The organism is Stenotrophomonas sp. Steno-Z10-HUANG (assembly GCF_056393075.1).
On the sequence record NZ_JBWJPA010000003.1, the window covers coordinates 148,231 to 164,106 of the forward strand.

At 69.4% G+C, this 15,876-nt stretch carries 11 protein-coding genes; 4 read left to right on the top strand and 7 right to left on the bottom strand.

What is annotated here, in order from left to right; all coding sequences use genetic code 11:
* Positions 1 to 397 precede the first annotated feature (397 nt).
* Positions 398 to 3,541 carry a ribonuclease E gene (gene rne / locus AC06E6_RS05770; protein ID WP_240211997.1) on the top strand — a complete coding sequence of 1,048 codons (3,144 nt, stop codon included), beginning with the start codon at positions 398 to 400 and terminating at the stop codon, positions 3,539 to 3,541.
* 75 nt (positions 3,542 to 3,616) lie between these two features.
* Here the strand turns inward: rne and AC06E6_RS05775 are convergent, their stop codons facing one another.
* The 3 genes from AC06E6_RS05775 to ispG all read right to left on the bottom strand — a co-directional run bounded on the left by AC06E6_RS05775 (position 3,617) and on the right by ispG (position 6,476).
* Positions 3,617 to 4,264 carry a response regulator gene (locus AC06E6_RS05775; protein WP_104938992.1) on the bottom strand — a complete coding sequence of 216 codons (648 nt, stop codon included), beginning with the start codon at positions 4,262 to 4,264 and terminating at the stop codon, positions 3,617 to 3,619.
* Between the two features lie 267 nt (positions 4,265 to 4,531).
* Complete coding sequence (locus tag AC06E6_RS05780; protein WP_104938993.1) at positions 4,532 to 5,230, bottom strand: phosphatase PAP2 family protein; 699 nt, start codon at positions 5,228 to 5,230, stop codon at positions 4,532 to 4,534.
* The gene (ispG, locus tag AC06E6_RS05785) at positions 5,211 to 6,476 is read right to left on the bottom strand and encodes a flavodoxin-dependent (E)-4-hydroxy-3-methylbut-2-enyl-diphosphate synthase (RefSeq protein WP_104938994.1); all 1,266 of its coding nucleotides are present in this window, start codon (positions 6,474 to 6,476) and stop codon (positions 5,211 to 5,213) included. Before ispG ends, AC06E6_RS05780 begins: the two co-directional genes overlap by 20 nt.
* Positions 6,477 to 6,558: 82 nt before the next feature.
* Here ispG and AC06E6_RS05790 point away from each other — a divergent pair, with 82 nt between their 5' ends.
* Both AC06E6_RS05790 and AC06E6_RS05795 read left to right on the top strand, forming a co-directional pair.
* Positions 6,559 to 7,794 (top strand): ATP-binding protein, encoded by a 1,236-nt coding sequence (locus AC06E6_RS05790; protein WP_104938995.1) that lies wholly within the window; start codon positions 6,559 to 6,561, stop codon positions 7,792 to 7,794.
* Positions 7,791 to 8,354: a response regulator transcription factor gene (locus AC06E6_RS05795; RefSeq protein ID WP_104938996.1), complete on the top strand. Its 564-nt coding sequence runs from the start codon at positions 7,791 to 7,793 to the stop codon at positions 8,352 to 8,354. Before AC06E6_RS05790 ends, AC06E6_RS05795 begins: the two co-directional genes overlap by 4 nt.
* 33 nt (positions 8,355 to 8,387) lie before the next feature.
* Here the strand turns inward: AC06E6_RS05795 and AC06E6_RS05800 are convergent, their stop codons facing one another.
* The 4 genes from AC06E6_RS05800 to AC06E6_RS05815 all read right to left on the bottom strand — a co-directional run bounded on the left by AC06E6_RS05800 (position 8,388) and on the right by AC06E6_RS05815 (position 12,574).
* Positions 8,388 to 9,155, bottom strand: a complete 768-nt coding sequence (locus AC06E6_RS05800) for an SDR family oxidoreductase (protein ID WP_240211996.1) — start codon at positions 9,153 to 9,155, stop codon at positions 8,388 to 8,390.
* A 145-nt stretch (positions 9,156 to 9,300) separates the two neighbouring features.
* The gene (acnB, locus tag AC06E6_RS05805; protein WP_104938998.1) at positions 9,301 to 11,892 is read right to left on the bottom strand and encodes a bifunctional aconitate hydratase 2/2-methylisocitrate dehydratase; all 2,592 of its coding nucleotides are present in this window, start codon (positions 11,890 to 11,892) and stop codon (positions 9,301 to 9,303) included.
* A gap of 41 nt (positions 11,893 to 11,933) precedes the next feature.
* The gene (locus tag AC06E6_RS05810; RefSeq protein WP_161613677.1) at positions 11,934 to 12,335 is read right to left on the bottom strand and encodes a type II toxin-antitoxin system VapC family toxin; all 402 of its coding nucleotides are present in this window, start codon (positions 12,333 to 12,335) and stop codon (positions 11,934 to 11,936) included.
* Positions 12,332 to 12,574 (bottom strand): AbrB/MazE/SpoVT family DNA-binding domain-containing protein, encoded by a 243-nt coding sequence (locus AC06E6_RS05815; RefSeq protein ID WP_104938999.1) that lies wholly within the window; start codon positions 12,572 to 12,574, stop codon positions 12,332 to 12,334. Before AC06E6_RS05815 ends, AC06E6_RS05810 begins: the two co-directional genes overlap by 4 nt.
* Before the next feature lie 280 nt (positions 12,575 to 12,854).
* On the opposite strand from AC06E6_RS05815, the gene acnA reads away from it, so the two are divergent.
* Complete coding sequence (gene acnA / locus AC06E6_RS05820) at positions 12,855 to 15,611, top strand: aconitate hydratase AcnA (RefSeq protein ID WP_240211995.1); 2,757 nt, start codon at positions 12,855 to 12,857, stop codon at positions 15,609 to 15,611.
* The last annotated feature ends 265 nt before the right edge of the window (positions 15,612 to 15,876 follow it).

Genomic DNA, 15,876 nt, shown 5'->3' on the forward strand with positions numbered 1-15,876 from the left:
TCTGCTACACTCGGGGAGCGATATAAGGGTTTGATTTCGTTGGAAGTTGACCAGGGCCAGAAGCCCGGCTTCCGACGGATCCGGCACAGTGCGCGGCCACCGCCCCCGGGGCGGCCATGTTAGCGGCTCGTCGGCGCTCCCGGCCATCGCCGGATGCCAAAAGCATCCGTGCTGGACGAAACAACATGTCCCGTGCGACGCCCCGGCCACGGCCGGAGCGGCCGCCGGCCCCGAAACACCTGAAACCAAGAACACAAGCGCTCCCGCGGCCTGCCGTGGTGTCGTAGCGCTGGAAACCCAAGCCGCCCTACCCGCGCCTGCGCGAGGGGCGGCGACCCGTGTCCAGAGGCGAAACGCCATGGCGTTCCGCGCGGTAGCAGCGCGCGAGGAACGCACAATGAAGCGAATGCTGATCAATGCCACGCAGGCCGAAGAGCTGCGCGTGGCCATCGTGGACGGCCAGACCCTGTACGACATCGACATCGAACAGCCGTCCAAGGAACAGAAGAAGTCCAACATCTACAAGGGCCGCATCACCCGGCTCGAACCTTCCCTCGAAGCGGCTTTCGTCGAATACGGCGGTGACAAGCACGGCTTCCTGCCGCTGAAGGAAATCTCCCGCGATTACTTCCAGGCCGGTGTCGACCACAACAAGGCCGGCATCCGCGAGCTGCTGCGCGAGGGCCAGGAAGTGGTGGTCCAGGTGGACAAGGAGGAGCGCGGCAACAAGGGCGCCGCGCTGACCACGTTCATCTCGCTGGCCGGCCGCTACATGGTGCTGATGCCGAACTCGCCGTCGGCCGGCGGCGTCTCGCGCCGCATCGAGGGCGAGGACCGCGCCGCGCTCAAGGACGCGCTGGACAAGCTGAACATCCCCGACGACATGGGCGTGATCATCCGCACCGCCGGCGTCGGCCGCGATGCCGAGGAGCTGCAGTGGGACCTGGACTACCTGCTCCAGGTCTGGCGCTCGATCGCCGAGGCCGCGCTGGCCAAGCCGGCGCCGTTCCTGATCTACCAGGAGTCGCGCCTGATCGTGCGCGCCCTGCGTGACTACCTGCGCGCCGACATCGGCGAGATCCTGGTGGACACCGAGGAGCTGTACGAGACCGCGCGCGAGTTCATGCAGCAGGTGATGCCGCAGACCCTGCGCAAGCTCAAGCACTACAAGGACGACATCCCGCTGTTCAACCGCTTCCAGATCGAATCGCAGATCGAGGCGATCTACGAGCGCAACGTGCGCCTGCCGTCCGGCGGCTCGATCGTGGTCGACCAGACCGAGGCACTGACCGCCATCGACGTCAACTCGGCCCGCGCCACCAAGGGCAGCGACATCGAGGACACCGCGTTCCAGACCAACCTGGAGGCCGCCGAGGAAGTGGCCCGCCAGCTGCGCCTGCGCGACCTGGGCGGCCTGGTGGTCATCGATTTCATCGACATGTCCTCCAACAAGCACCAGCGCGAGGTCGAGAACCGCCTGCAGAACGCGCTGAAGTACGACCGCGCGCGCGTGCAGCTGGGCCGCATCTCGCGCTTCGGGCTGATGGAAATGAGCCGCCAGCGGCTGCGCCCGAGCCTGGGCGAGTCCAGCCAGATCGTGTGCCCGCGCTGTGACGGCCAGGGCCGCATGCGCAGCGTCGAGTCGCTGTCGCTGTCGATCATCCGCGTCGCCGAAGAGCATGCGATGAAGGAAAACACCGGGCAGGTGCTGGTCCAGGCCCCGGTCGAGATCGCCAACTTCCTGCTCAACGAGAAGCGCAGTGCGCTGCGCGAGATCGAGCGCCGCCACGACGCACCGATCATCATCGTCGCCGACGAGCAGCTGCACACCCCGCACTATGAAGTCACCCGCCTGCGCGAGAACGAGCTGGGCGAGGAATCGGGCAGGCCGAGCTACCAGCGCGGCACCCCGCGCAAGCTGCCGGTGCACGCCCTGACCAAGGCGCAGCTGAACATCCCGCCGGCACCGGCGGTGACCCACGTCAAGCACAGCCAGCCGGCCCCGGTGCGCGAGATCCCGGAACCGGCGCCGGCACCGGCCCCGGTCGCCGCGCCCGCCCCCGCGGCACCGGCCGGCGGCGGCGTGATGGGCTGGCTCAAGCGGGTCTTTGGCGGCGAGACCGCCCCCGCCGCGGCACCGGCCCAACCGCAGCCGCGCCAGGACGGCGGCCGCGGCAACCGCAATGACCGCAACACCCAGCGCCGCGATGGCCGCAATAACAACGGCGGCAACAACGGCCAGCAGGCGCGTGCCGGCGGCAATGGCAACGGCAACCGCCGTGACGAACAGCGCCGCGAGGAGCGTCGCGACGAACGCCGCCAGGGCGCGGGCAACCCGCAGCCGCAGAGCGCCGGCCAGCAGCCGCCCAAGCAGCGCGGCGAACAGCAGGCGCAGCAGGGCAAGCAGCCGCGCAACAACGAGCAGCAGCAGCCCAAGCCGCCGAAGCAGCCCAAGCAGCCGAAGCCGCAGCAGGAAGTGGACAAGGCGGTGCAGCCGGCCAGCGAAAAGCCGGCACGGCAGCCGCAGGCCGACGCGCCGCGCCCGGTCGTGGCTGACGCCCCGGCCATGGCCGCCGCCGCCGTGGTCGCCAGCGTGGACACCAACGCCACCGAGGCCCCTGCCAAGGTGCAGCTGCCGCTCGCGGACGACACCGCAGCGGTGGCCGCGGCCACCGTGCAGGTCGGCGTGACCGACGAGTCCGCCACCGTGGCCAACGATGACGGCAATGGGGATGGCGCCAGCCGTCGCCGCCGCGGCCGTCGTGGCGGTCGCCGCCGCCGTCGCGGCAATGCCGAAGGCACCGGCAACGCCGAGGCCGACGTGCTGGGCAACGATGACGACCTCGCCGACGAGGCCGAGGACGCCAGCAACGAGCTCGGCGCGATTGCCACCGCGCCGACCGCGGCGCAGCCGGAGTTCGATTTCGAGGACGAGCCGGCAATCGTTCGTGCGCCCGCACGCGCGCCGCGTCCCGCACGCACCGAAGCACCGGTGGCGCAGCAGGCCGCGCCGGCGGCAACGCCGGCCGCACCGGACCGGGAGGGCACTGCCACCGGTCCGGAGACGACGGTCGCCGCGCAGCCCGAGGCCGCGGCACAGGCCGTGGTGACGCCGGCACCGGAACCCACGCCCGCCGTGGCCCCGGCCGCGGAAAGCGTGCAGCCGGCCGTTGTGGCCGCGCCGCAGGCGGCCGATCCGGAACCGCTGGTGGACGCCACGCCCGCCGCGCCGGTCACCGCCGTGGTCGCGCCCGCACAGCCGGTTGCGGTTGCAGCTGCGGCCGAAGCCGAGCCGCTGCCGGTTGCCGAAGCCGCTCCGGCGCCGGCATTGCCGGAGAACGGCCAGCTGTTCGCCGAGGCCACGGCAGCGGCGCCGGCAACCGAGGTACGGCACGCCTCCACCGAACCGATGCCGCAGGTTGCGGTGGTGGCGTCCGAGGCGGTGGTGGTTGCTGCCGCTGAAGCCGAAGCTGAAGCTGAAGCCGAAGTCGGGGCCGACGCCGCCACGACGCATGCGGAAGAGCCGCGTCGCGACGCCTGAAGGCAGCGCGTCATGCAATGAAAAAAGCGGCCCCCGGGCCGCTTTTTTCATGCGCCGACCTCACTGCCAGGCGGGTCAGATCACCTTGGACGGATCGCCCACGCCGTATTGGGCCGCCAGCCGCGCCAGCGCGATGTTGTCCTGCACCCCGGTCTTCTGGAACAGGCGCGACTTGTGGGTATTGACCGTCTTGGCACTCAGGCTGAGGCGACGCGCAATCTCTTCCTGGCGATGCCCCTGGACCAGCAGCAGGGCCACTTCCAGTTCCCGTGGCGAAAGCTCGTCGAAGGGCGAAACGTCGCCGTCGATGTTGGACAACGCCAGGTTCTGGGCGATGTTGTTGGCCAGGTAGCGCCGCCCCTGCGCCACATCGTGGATCGCGCGCACCAGCTCGCGGGCGTCGCCGCCCTTGCCGACATACCCCGACGCCCCGGCCTCCAGCAGCCGCTTGGGCATCGGGCCGTCTTCCAGCACCGACACGATGATGACGCGGGTGCCATGGTCACCCTTGACGATGCGCTCGGTGATCTCCAGCCCGCTCAACCCCGGCAGGTTCAGGTCGCAGAGCACCACGTCGGGCTTCAGCCGGCGGATCTGCGGCAGTGCCACCTCGCCACTGTCCGCGGCACCCACCACCTCGATGCCCGTTTCACCGGCAAGGATCATCTGCAGACCGGTGCGCACCAGCGCGTGGTCGTCAATCAGAAATACCGTTATCGTCACTACCCGCTTCCTCCCCCGACACCCAGTGACAGTCGCAGCTGGCTGCGGCTCCGTGGTCTGGAGCCAGGGCGCGGATTTTCCACCACGCGCCGTCACGCAAGCTGCCCTCATTATCAATCAAGTGGCCGGTCCCGCCCCCAGGGGACGACGCACGTGGACGACTCCCCTGTCCACGCATGACCCGATCATGACAAGCCCCGGGTGAGCGACCATGACATGCTGCATGCCACAGCGGCGCGCGGCCATCAGTGCATCCCTCTCAGCCAGTTAGGGATTCACCGCAACCGGTGGTGACCAGCGGCGGCGGAACAACAATACGTGCACGCCGGTCACCCATGCCAGCGCGGCGCACCAGCCGCCCAGGATATCGGAGGGGTAATGCACGCCCAAGTGGACCCGCGACAGCCCGACGCACGGCACGAAGACCAGGCCGGCAACCGCCACCGGCCAGCGCCAGCGCGTATTCCAGGCCAGGAACAGCGCGGTGGCGGCCAGCGTCATCGACCCCATCGCGTGCCCGCTGGGAAAACTGAAGGTGCTTTCCGGCGCGATCGATTCCCACAGGCTCGGCCGCTCGCGCTGGAACAGCTGCTTGCTGCCGATGTTCAACAGCGCCGAGCCCGCGAACGCGGTGGCGGCGAACAGCGTGTCGCGCCAGCGCCGCCGGAATGCGAGCACCGCCACCACCAGCAGGTCGAGCGGAATCACGCCCCACTGGTAGCCCAGCCGCGACATCAGCAGGAAGAACGCATCCAGCGCGGGCGACGCCAGCCCGTGCATGCGCCACAGCAGCGCGTGGTCGAGGTATAGCGCCTCGGCCTCGTGGATCTCCTCGGCCAGCGCCACGAACCCGGCCAGCGGCAGCAGCAGGCAGAGGAACAGCACGACCACGCGCCAGGCGTTGTGCGCGAGCCAGTCGCGCACGCCGGCGGCTTCGCGGCGTGATTCAGCCGGCGTGGCGCGCATAGCGGCTCTCGACGTACTCGTCGATCAGCGCCACGAACTCCTGCGCGATGTTCTCGCCCCGCAGCGTCACCTTCTTCTCGCCATCGACGAATACCGGCGCGGCCGGCGCTTCACCGGTGCCCGGCAGCGAGATGCCGATGTTGGCATGCCGCGATTCGCCCGGGCCGTTGACGATGCAGCCCATCACCGCCAGGGTCATGTTTTCCGCGCCCGGGTGGCTCACACGCCACACCGGCATCTTCTCGCGGACATGGTTCTGCACCACCTTGGCCAACTCCTGGAAGAACTCGGAGGTGGTGCGCCCGCAGCCCGGGCAGGCCGTGACCATCGGCGTGAACGCCCGCTGCCCGGTGGTCTGCAGCAGTTCCTGGGCGACGATGACCTCCTGGGTGCGTGGCTGCCCCGGCTCGGGCGTGAGCGAGATGCGGATGGTGTCGCCGATGCCTTCCTGCAGCAGCACCGCCAGCGCCGCCGACGAAGCGACGATGCCCTTGCTGCCGATGCCGGCCTCGGTCAGGCCCAGGTGCAGGGCGAAATCGGAGCGGTTGGCCAGGTCACGATAGACCGCGATCAGTTCCTGCACGCCGCTGACCTTGGCCGACAGCACGATGCGCTCGCGCGGCAGGCCCAGTTCGACCGCGGTCTGCGCCGAATCCAGCGCCGAGCGGATCAGCGCCTCGCGCAGCACCCGGCCGGCGTCCCAGGGCTGCGCGCGCTGGCTGTTCTCGTCCATCAGCCTGGCCGCCAGGGTCTGGTCCAGCGAGCCCCAGTTGGCGCCGATGCGCACCGGCTTGTCGTAGCGGATGGCGAACTCGATCAGCTGCGCGAACTGGGTGTCCTTCTTCTTGCCGAAGCCGACGTTGCCCGGGTTGATGCGGTACTTGGCCAGCGCCTCGGCGCAGGCCGGCTCCTGCGCCAGCAGCTGGTGGCCGTTGTAGTGGAAGTCGCCGATCAGCGGCACCTCCACGCCCATCATCCGCAGCTTGTCGACGATCCGCGGAATGGCCGCGGCGGACTCGGCGTTGTTGACGGTCAGCCGCACCATTTCCGAACCGGCGCGCCACAGTTCGGCCACCTGGCGGACGCTGGCGGCGACATCGGCGGTGTCGGTATTGGTCATCGACTGGACGACCACCGGATGCCCGCCGCCGACCTTCACCCCGCCGATATCGACGGCATGGGTGATGCGGCGGGGCCAGGCGGTGGCGTCGGCGGGAGGTGTCGGGCGGGTGACGGCGTCGTGCATGGCGCGCATTTTAGCGCGCCGCCCCGCGCCACCGCATGAACCACCATGAGCACCGCCCACCTGGACCCATTACGATGCGCGCATGGATTCCGCCGACGCCTCGTTCCTTCGCACCCTGTGCAGCCTGCGCTGGCTGGCCACCGCCGGCCAGGCCAGCGCGATCCTGGTCGCCACCGGGCTGCTGGGACTCGACCTGCCGCAGCTGCCGCTGTGGAGCGGCGTGTGCGTGCTGGCGCTGTTCAACCTGTACGTGCAGTTGCGGGTACACGACAGCGACCCTGCCCCGGTCACCGCCTTCGGCCACATCCTGGTGGACGTCACCGTGCTGACCTGGATGGTCGGCTGGAGCGGTGGCATCACCAATCCGTTCGGTTCGCTGTTCCTGGTCCTGATCGCGCTGGCCGCGCTGGCCCTGCCGTTGCGCTGGACCCATGCGGTGGCCGCGGCGTGCGTTGCCGGCTATGCGGTGAGCGCGATCTTCGGGCTGCCGCTGCACGGCGGTTACTTTGATTCGATGAGCCTGCAGCTGTGGGGCGCGGCGGCCAATTTCCTGCTCTCCAGCGTGGTCGTGCTGGTGTTCTCGACGCGGCTGGCCGCGGCGCTGCGCGAGCGCGAGAACCAGCTGGCGCTGCTGCGCGAACGCTTCGTGCGCAACGAGGGCATCGTCGCACTGGCCACCCATGCGGCATCGGTGGCGCATGAACTGAACACCCCGCTGGCGACCATGACCCTGCTGGCCGACGACATCGCCGAACAGTACGCCGGCGACCCGCTGATGCAGGAAGACATGGACACCCTGCGCGGGCTGCTGGTGCAATGCCGCGAGCGGGTGCTGGCGCTGGCGGCGCCGGCGGAAGGCGCGCGCCGCCGCGCGCGCGTGTCGATCGGCGACGTGCTCGAGCAATGGCGCCTGGTGCGCCCGACCGTGCACCTGCGGCGCAACGCCGACGCGCCGCTGCAGCTGGCGCTGGACCCGGGGGTCGGCCACCTGCTGCAGGTACTGCTGAACAACGCCGCCGACGCCGGCGAACAGACCGGGCAGGGCCAGGTCGACCTGGACATCCGCATCGACGGCGACCACCTGTACGGCGAAGTCCGCGACTACGGCCCCGGCTTCAAGGCCAACGACGCCGCCCACGCGGCGCTGCCCGGCACCCTGTTCAACAGCGGCAAGACCGGCGGCATGGGCGTGGGCCTGGCGCTGTCGCATGCCACCATCGAACGGCTGCACGGGGAACTGTGGATGCGCCCGGCCGAAGGCCGCGGTACCCGCGTCGGTTTCCGGCTGCCCCTTGTCAATATGGAAGCCAATCCATGAGCCCTTCTGCCCACGGCCTGCTGGTCGACGACGATCCGCTGTACCTGCGCACCCTGCAACGCAGCCTCGCCCGGCGCGAGATCGAGACCGTCACCGCCCATGACATCGCAGGTGCGCTGGAGCAGGCCACGCGCGCGCCGCCGGCATTCGCGCTGATCGACCTCAAGCTTGGCGGCGAATCCGGCCTGGCGCTGATCCAGCCGCTGCGCGCGCTGCGCGCGGACATGCGCATCCTGCTGGTCACCGGCTACGCGTCGATCGCCACCGCGGTGGAGGCGATCAAGCTGGGCGCCGACGATTACCTGCCCAAGCCGGCGACGGTGCCGATGATCCTGCGCGCGCTGGGCGAGGCCGACGAGGGCGGCGAGGAACACGAGGACGTCGAGCCGCCCGATGCGATGACCCCGATCAGCCGCCTGCAGTGGGAACACATCCAGCAGGCGCTGCACGAAACCGGCGGCAACGTCTCGGCCGCCGCGCGCCTGCTTGGCATGCACCGCCGCTCGCTGCAGCGCAAGCTGCTCAAGCGGCCGAGCCCGGAGCGCGATCCGCACCGTTGACGCCGCGCACCGCCGCTCCGGAAGCGGGGTGTCTTACCCGCGCTGGATGGACACCCCGCCATCGACCCGCATCGCGGTGCCGGTGACGAACGAGGATGCCGGCGACACCAGGAACAGCGCTGCGGCCGCGATCTCCTCGGGCTGCGCCAGGCGGCGCAGCGCATGCAGGCGCGCCACCGCGCCCAGCGCCGCCTCGTCGGGGTTCATCTCGCGGGCCATCGGCGTGTCGGTGCCGCCGGGCAACAGCGCATTGACGCGCACCCCGGACGGCCCGAGCTCGGCCGCCAGCGACTGCACCAGGCCGATGACACCGGCCTTGCTGGCCGCATACGCGGCCGTACACGGAAAGCCGGCGGTGTGGCCAACGAAGGTCGAGGTGAACACCAGGCTGGCGCCGCTGCCGGTGCGCAGCAGCGACGGAATCTGGTACTTGGCGCCAAGGAAGGCCGCGGTCAGGTTGACCGCCAGCGCATGCTGCCAGTCGCCCAGCGCGACCTCGGGCGTGGGCTGCAGCGGCCCCAGCACGCCGGCGTTGTTGAAGGCTGCATGCAGCGGGCCGAAGGTGTCCTCGGCATGGCGCACCAGCGCCTGTGCGTAGGCTTCCTCGCACACGTCGCCGGCCAGCCAGGTGGCAGCGCCGCCGGCGGCCTGGATCTGCGTGGCCAGCGCCTCCAGTTCGGCGCCGCGGCGCGCGCCCAGCACCACCCGCGCGCCTTCGGCGGCGAACAGCAGCGCAGCGGCGCGGCCGATGCCGGAGCTGGCGCCGGTGATCAGTATGGTCTTGTCGTGCAATGCCTTCATATGCGGCTCCCGATGGATGGAGCGCGCAGGATGAAGGCCCGCGGCGCGCGGCGCTCGCCGCTATCGGACGTGGCATTGGCGCAGCGCATGGAAACGAAAAGCCCGGCATGCGCCGGGCTTTTCGGGTAGTGCGTGCCGCCGTGGCTTACGCCGCGACGGTGTCGGCCACGTCCTTGTAGTCCGCGATCTGGTCGAAGTTCATGTAGCGGTAGATCTCCGCGCCATTGGCGTTGATCACGCCGATGTCGGCCATGTACTCCTCCTTGGTCGGGATCCGGCCCAGGCGCGAGCAGATCGCCGCCAGTTCCGCCGAGCCCAGGTACACATTGGTGTTGCGGCCCAGGCGGTTGGGGAAGTTGCGGGTCGAGGTCGACATCGCGGTGGAGCCTTCGCGGATCTGCGCCTGGTTGCCCATGCACAGCGAGCAGCCCGGCATTTCCATGCGCGCGCCGGCGCTGCCGAAGGTGCCGTACACGCCTTCCTTGGTCAGCTCGGAGGCATCCATCTTGGTCGGCGGGGCCACCCACAGGCGGGTCGGGATGTCGCGCTTGCCTTCCAGCAGCTTGGCGGCGGCACGGAAGTGGCCGATGTTGGTCATGCACGAACCGATGAACACCTCGTCGATCCTGGCGCCGGCCACTTCGGACAGGGTCTTGACGTCGTCCGGATCGTTCGGGCACGCCACGATCGGCTCGTGGATGTCGGCCAGGTCGATCTCGATGACCGCGGCGTACTCGGCGTCGGCATCCGGCTCCAGCAGCTGCGGGTCGGCCAGCCACGCTTCCATCTTCTCGATCCGGCGCGCCAGCGAGCGGGCGTCCTGGTAGCCTTCGGCGATCATCCACTTCAGCAGCGTGATGTTGCTGTTGAGGTACTCGATGATCGGCTCCTTGTTCAGGCGCACGGTGCAGCCGGCGGCCGAGCGTTCGGCCGAGGCGTCGGACAGCTCGAACGCCTGCTCCACCTTCAGCTCCGGCAGGCCTTCGATCTCCAGGATGCGGCCGGAGAAGATGTTCTTCTTGCCGGCCTTGGCCACGGTCAGCAGGCCCTGCTTGATGGCATACAGCGGGATCGCGTTGACCAGGTCACGCAGGGTCACGCCCGGCTGCATCTGGCCCTTGAAGCGCACCAGCACCGACTCCGGCATGTCCAGCGGCATGACCCCGGTGGCCGCGGCGAAGGCGACCAGGCCCGAACCGGCCGGGAACGAGATGCCCACCGGGAAACGGGTGTGCGAGTCGCCGCCGGTGCCGACGGTGTCGGGCAGCAGCATGCGGTTGAGCCAGCTGTGGATCACGCCGTCGCCCGGGCGCAGCGACACGCCGCCGCGGGTGGAGATGAACTCCGGCAGGGTGTGGTGGGTCTTGACGTCCACCGGCTTCGGATAGGCGGCGGTATGGCAGAACGACTGCATCACCAGGTCGGCCGAGAAGCCCAGGCAGGCCAGGTCCTTGAGCTCGTCGCGGGTCATCGGGCCGGTGGTGTCCTGCGACCCCACCGAGGTCATCTTCGGTTCGCAGTAGGTGCCCGGGCGCATGCCCTTGCCTTCCGGCAGGCCACAGGCGCGGCCGACCATCTTCTGCGCCAGCGAGTAGCCCTTGCCGGTATCGGCCGGCTGCACCGGCAGGCGGAACAGGGTGGTGGCCGGCAGGCCCAGCGCCTCGCGCGCCTTGGCGGTCAGGCCGCGGCCGATGATCAGCGGAATGCGGCCGCCGGCGCGCACTTCGTCGAACAGCACTTCGGACTTCACCTCGAACTCGGCGATCACCTCACCGTTCTTCAGCGCCTTGCCTTCGTACGGACGCAGCTCGACGACGTCGCCGTGCTCCATCTTCGACACATCCAGCTCGATCGGCAGCGCGCCGGCGTCTTCCATGGTGTTGTAGAAGATCGGTGCGATCTTGCCGCCCAGGCACACGCCGCCTGCGCGCTTGTTGGGGATGTACGGGATGTCGTCGCCGGTCCACCACAGCACGCTGTTGGTGGCCGACTTGCGCGAGGAGCCGGTGCCGACCACGTCGCCGACGTAGGCGACCAGGTGGCCCTTTTCCTTCAGCGACAGGATCTGCTGGATCGGGCCGCGCTTGCCGTCTTCTTCCGGGGTGAACGGCGCGTCGTCGCGCTTGTTCTTCAGCATCGCCAGGGCGTGCATGGGGATGTCCGGGCGGGTGGTGGCATCCGGCGCCGGCGACAGGTCGTCGGTGTTGGTCTCGCCCGGCACCTTGAACACGGTGATGGTCAGGCTCTGCGGCACTTCCGGCTTGCTGGTGAACCATTCGGCATCGGCCCAGCTCTGCAGCACGGCCTGCGCGTTGGCGTTGCCGGCCTTGGCCTTTTCCTGCACGTCATGGAACGCATCGAACACCAGCAGGGTGTTCTTCAGCGCGTCGGCGGCGATGGCGCCGACTTGGGCGTCGTCCAGCAGCTGGATCAGCGGCGCGACGTTGTAGCCGCCGAGCATGGTGCCCAGCAGTTCGGTGGCGCGCTCGCGGCTGATCAGCGCGTTCTTCTCGGTACCGAAGGCGACCGCCGCCAGGTACGACGCCTTGACCTTGGCGGCATCGTCCACGCCGGCCGGCACGCGGTGGGTGATCAGGTCGAGCAGGAACTCGGCCTCGCCCGCCGGCGGGTTCTTCAACAGCTCGATGACGTCGGCCGTCTGCTGGGCGCTCAGCGGCAGCGGCGGGATGCCGAGCGCGGCGCGCTCGGCTACGTGGTGGCGGTAGGCTTCCAACATGACAACTCCCGGGTGGTACGGATGAGGAATGGGGTATGGGCTCAGGCTTGCGGCACGATCAGCTTCAGGCCCTTGAAGTAGTCGCGGTAAAACGTGTCGTTCCAGGTGATCAGGCCGTCGCACTGCAGCAGGGCGTGGGCGCCGACCATGAAATCGTCGATGCGGCGGCTGTCGCCGGCGTTGCGCTGGCGGTGGCGGCGGTGCATCTCGCCGGCGCGCAGCGCCGACTTGGCCTCCAGCGGGCTGAAATGGATGCCCATTTCCTCCAGCGCCTCCTGTACCTGCGCGCCGCCACGCAGCGAGGCGCAGATCTCGGCCAGGGTCGTGCCGCAGACCACCACCCGGCCACCGACCAGCGCCTGCCGCAGGCAGGCCTCCACCGCGTCGGCGCGGGGGCCGTCGCTGAGCAGTTCGATCAGCACCGGGGAATCGACCGCGATCATGCGCCGCCGGCCTCGCCGGCCTCGTCGCGCACGGTACGCACGGCCTGCTCGGCGGACGGGAAGCCGTCCAGCGCGAACTTGCCACGGGCGCGGGAAATGGCATCGTCCACGCTCTTGCGCAGGATGATGCGGCTGCCTTCCAGCTCGACCTTCAACAGCGTGCCCTTGGTCAGGCCCAGCGCGTCGCGCACGGCCTTGGGCAGGGTGATCTGTCCGCGTTCAGCAACGGTGGCTTCCATCGGGCGCCCTCCAAAGTATGCACGAATTATACATACCTTGACCCGCATACCCAAGCGCACGGGGCGCCCCTAGCAGCGCCGCAAGGCTTGTGCCGCAAGGGTCTGCGCCCCTCCCGTGACATGGCTGCAACAAACCGGTGCGTATGCTCGGGGGCCTGCACCGGCCCCGCCCCCGGAAAGATCGTCCATACTCGGGCGACCGCTTCACTGAACGGGGCGCACCGCGCCAGCCAGCGCGCGCTTGGGCGCCGCCGCACGCCATCCGCAACAGGAGTCAGCCATGAGCGATTCGTTCTCCACCCGCAGCCAACTCACCGTCGGCGACCAGACCTACACCTATTGCAGCCTGCCCAGGCTGGGCGAGCGCTTCGACCTCTCGCACCTGCCGTACTCGATGAAGATCCTGCTGGAGAACCTGCTCCGCCACGAGGACGGCGGCCAGACCGTGGGCCCCGAGCACATCGAGGCGGTGGCCAGGTGGAATCCGCAGGCCGAACCGGACACCGAGATCGCCTTCATGCCGGCGCGGGTGGTGCTGCAGGACTTCACCGGGGTGCCGTGCGTGGTCGACCTGGCGGCGATGCGCGATGCGGTCACCCGGCTGGGCGGCCGCGCCGAGCAGATCAACCCGCTGATTCCCTCGGAACTGGTGATCGACCACTCGGTGCAGGTGGATGTGTTCGGCCGCGCCGACGCGCTGGACCTCAATGGCCGCATCGAGTTCGAGCGCAACCGCGAGCGCTACGGTTTCCTGCGCTGGGGCCAGAAGGCGTTCGAGAACTTCAAGGTGGTGCCACCGAACACCGGCATCGTGCACCAGGTGAACCTGGAGAACCTGGCCCGGGTGGTGATGGAGCGCGACGTGGACGGCACCCGCTGGGCGTTCCCGGACACCGTGTTCGGCACCGACTCGCACACCACCATGATCAACGGCATCGGCGTGCTCGGCTGGGGCGTGGGCGGCATCGAGGCCGAGGCCGCCATGCTCGGCCAGCCTTCGTCGATGCTGATTCCGCAGGTGGTCGGCTTCAAGCTCAGCGGGCGCCTGCCCGAAGGCGCCACCGCCACCGACCTGGTGCTGACCGTCACCCAGATGCTGCGCGCGCTGGGCGTGGTCGGCAAGTTCGTCGAGTTCTACGGCGATGGCCTGCAGCACCTGCCGCTGGCCGACCGCGCCACCATCGCCAACATGGCGCCGGAGTACGGGGCCACCTGCGGCATCTTCCCGATCGATGCCGAGTCGCTGAACTACCTGCGCCTGTCCGGGCGCAGCGACGCGCAGATCGCGCTGGTCGAAGCCTATGCCAAGGCCCAGGGCCTGTGGCATGCGCCGGACAGCCCGCATGCGCGCTACAGCGCCACGCTGGAACTGGACATGGGCACGGTGCAGCCGTCGCTGGCCGGCCCCAAGCGCCCGCAGGACCGGGTGCTGCTGCAGGACGTGCGCCGGAACTTCGCCGATGCGCTGGTCGGGCTCACGGCCAACCGCGACCACCGCAACGGCGAGGTCGCCGAGTTCATCAACGAGGGCGGCGGCGCGGCGGTGGGCAACGAGCAGCTGGCCAAGGGCCATGCCGACATCGAGATCGACGGCCGCAAGGTGCGGCTGAAGGACGGCGCGGTGGTGATCGCCGCCATCACGTCGTGCACCAACACCTCCAACCCGGCGGTGATGATCGGCGCCGGCCTGCTGGCGCGCAACGCCGCCGCACGCGGCCTGACCCGCCAGCCCTGGGTCAAGACCTCGCTCGGGCCGGGCTCGCGGGTGGTCACCGACTACCTGGAAAAGGCCGGCGTACTGAAGGAACTGGAGAAGCTGGGCTTCTACGTGGTCGGCTACGGCTGCACCACCTGCATCGGCAACTCCGGCCCGCTGCCCACCGAGGTCAGCGCCGGCATCGCCGCCGGCGACCTGGTGGTCGCCTCGGTGTTGTCGGGCAACCGCAACTTCGAGGGCCGCGTGCATCCCGAGGTCAAGGCCAACTACCTGGCCTCGCCGCCGCTGGTGGTGGCCTACGCCATCGCCGGTACGGTCAACATCGACCTGACCCGCGAACCGCTGGGCACGGACCGCGACGGCAACGACGTCTACCTGCGCGACATCTGGCCCAGCAACAAGGAAATCGGCGACGTCATCGCCGCCACCGTCGGCCCGGAGATGTTCAAGCAGAACTACGCCGACGTGTTCAAGGGCGACAGCCGCTGGGCGCGGATCGAGTCGCCGGAGGGCCAGGCCTACCAGTGGGACGCGGCGTCCACCTACATCAAGAACCCGCCGTACTTCGACGGCATGACCATGGCCGTGGGCAGCATCGCCGACATCCATGGCGCGCGCGTGCTCGGCCTGTTCGGCGACTCGATCACCACCGACCACATCTCCCCGGCCGGCAACATCAAGAAGGACTCGCCCGCGGGCCGCTTCCTGCAGTCGCGCGGCGTGCAGCCGGCCGACTTCAACAGCTACGGCAGCCGCCGCGGCAACGACGACGTGATGGTGCGCGGCACTTTCGCCAACATCCGCATCAAGAACCTGATGTTCGGCGGCGAGGAAGGCGGCAACACCCTGTACTTCGGCGTGCAGCCGCCGGAAAAGATGTCCATCTACGACGCGGCGATGAAGTACAAGGCCACCGGCACGCCGCTGGTGGTGGTGGCCGGCAAGGAATACGGCACCGGCTCCTCGCGCGACTGGGCCGCCAAGGGCACCAACCTGCTCGGGATCAAGGCGGTGATCGCCGAGAGCTTCGAGCGCATCCACCGCTCCAACCTGGTCGGCATGGGCGTGCTGCCGCTGCAGTTCCTGCCGGGCGAGAACGCGCAGACGCTCGGGCTGGACGGCTCGGAGGTGTTCGACATCACCGGACTGGAGGACGGCCAGTCCAAGCGCGCCAGCGTCACCGCGACCCGCCCCGACGGCCGTGTGACCCGCTTCCAGGCGCATGTGCTGCTGCTGACGCCGAAGGAAGTCGAGTATTTCCGCAATGGTGGCCTGCTGCAGTATGTCCTCCGCCAGCTGGCGGCGAAGAAGGTGGCGTAGGCACCTGCGGCAACACCCAAGCCCCGCCCCGCGCAGCGCGCGGGGCGTTCGTCAACACCGCGTGGCAGTACCACGCACGGTTGGTCCACCCTCATCCGCGAGTGGGCCTGTCGCCACACGTACTTCGCCCACCGGCAGCGAAGAAGGTGACGTAGGCGTCTGCTGCAGCCTGAAGGCCCTGCCCCGCTCCGCGCAACGCGCGGTGTAGTCGTCCGTACCGCGCGGCAATACGACGCGCGGGTGGTCCGCCCTCATCCGCGAGTGG

Bases quoted from the DNA above. Each gene is read 5' to 3' on its own strand.
- rne (WP_240211997.1), top strand. From the start codon at position 398: ATGAAGCGAATGCTGATCAATGCCACGCAGGCCGAAGAGCTGCGCGTG.
- AC06E6_RS05780 (WP_104938993.1), bottom strand. From the start codon at position 5,230: ATGCGCGCCACGCCGGCTGAATCACGCCGCGAAGCCGCCGGCGTGCGC.
- ispG (WP_104938994.1), bottom strand. From the start codon at position 6,476: ATGCACGACGCCGTCACCCGCCCGACACCTCCCGCCGACGCCACCGCC.
- AC06E6_RS05790 (WP_104938995.1), top strand. From the start codon at position 6,559: ATGGATTCCGCCGACGCCTCGTTCCTTCGCACCCTGTGCAGCCTGCGC.
- AC06E6_RS05795 (WP_104938996.1), top strand. From the start codon at position 7,791: ATGAGCCCTTCTGCCCACGGCCTGCTGGTCGACGACGATCCGCTGTAC.
- AC06E6_RS05800 (WP_240211996.1), bottom strand. From the start codon at position 9,155: ATGAAGGCATTGCACGACAAGACCATACTGATCACCGGCGCCAGCTCC.
- acnB (WP_104938998.1), bottom strand. From the start codon at position 11,892: ATGTTGGAAGCCTACCGCCACCACGTAGCCGAGCGCGCCGCGCTCGGC.
- AC06E6_RS05810 (WP_161613677.1), bottom strand. From the start codon at position 12,335: ATGATCGCGGTCGATTCCCCGGTGCTGATCGAACTGCTCAGCGACGGC.
- AC06E6_RS05815 (WP_104938999.1), bottom strand. From the start codon at position 12,574: ATGGAAGCCACCGTTGCTGAACGCGGACAGATCACCCTGCCCAAGGCC.
- acnA (WP_240211995.1), top strand. From the start codon at position 12,855: ATGAGCGATTCGTTCTCCACCCGCAGCCAACTCACCGTCGGCGACCAG.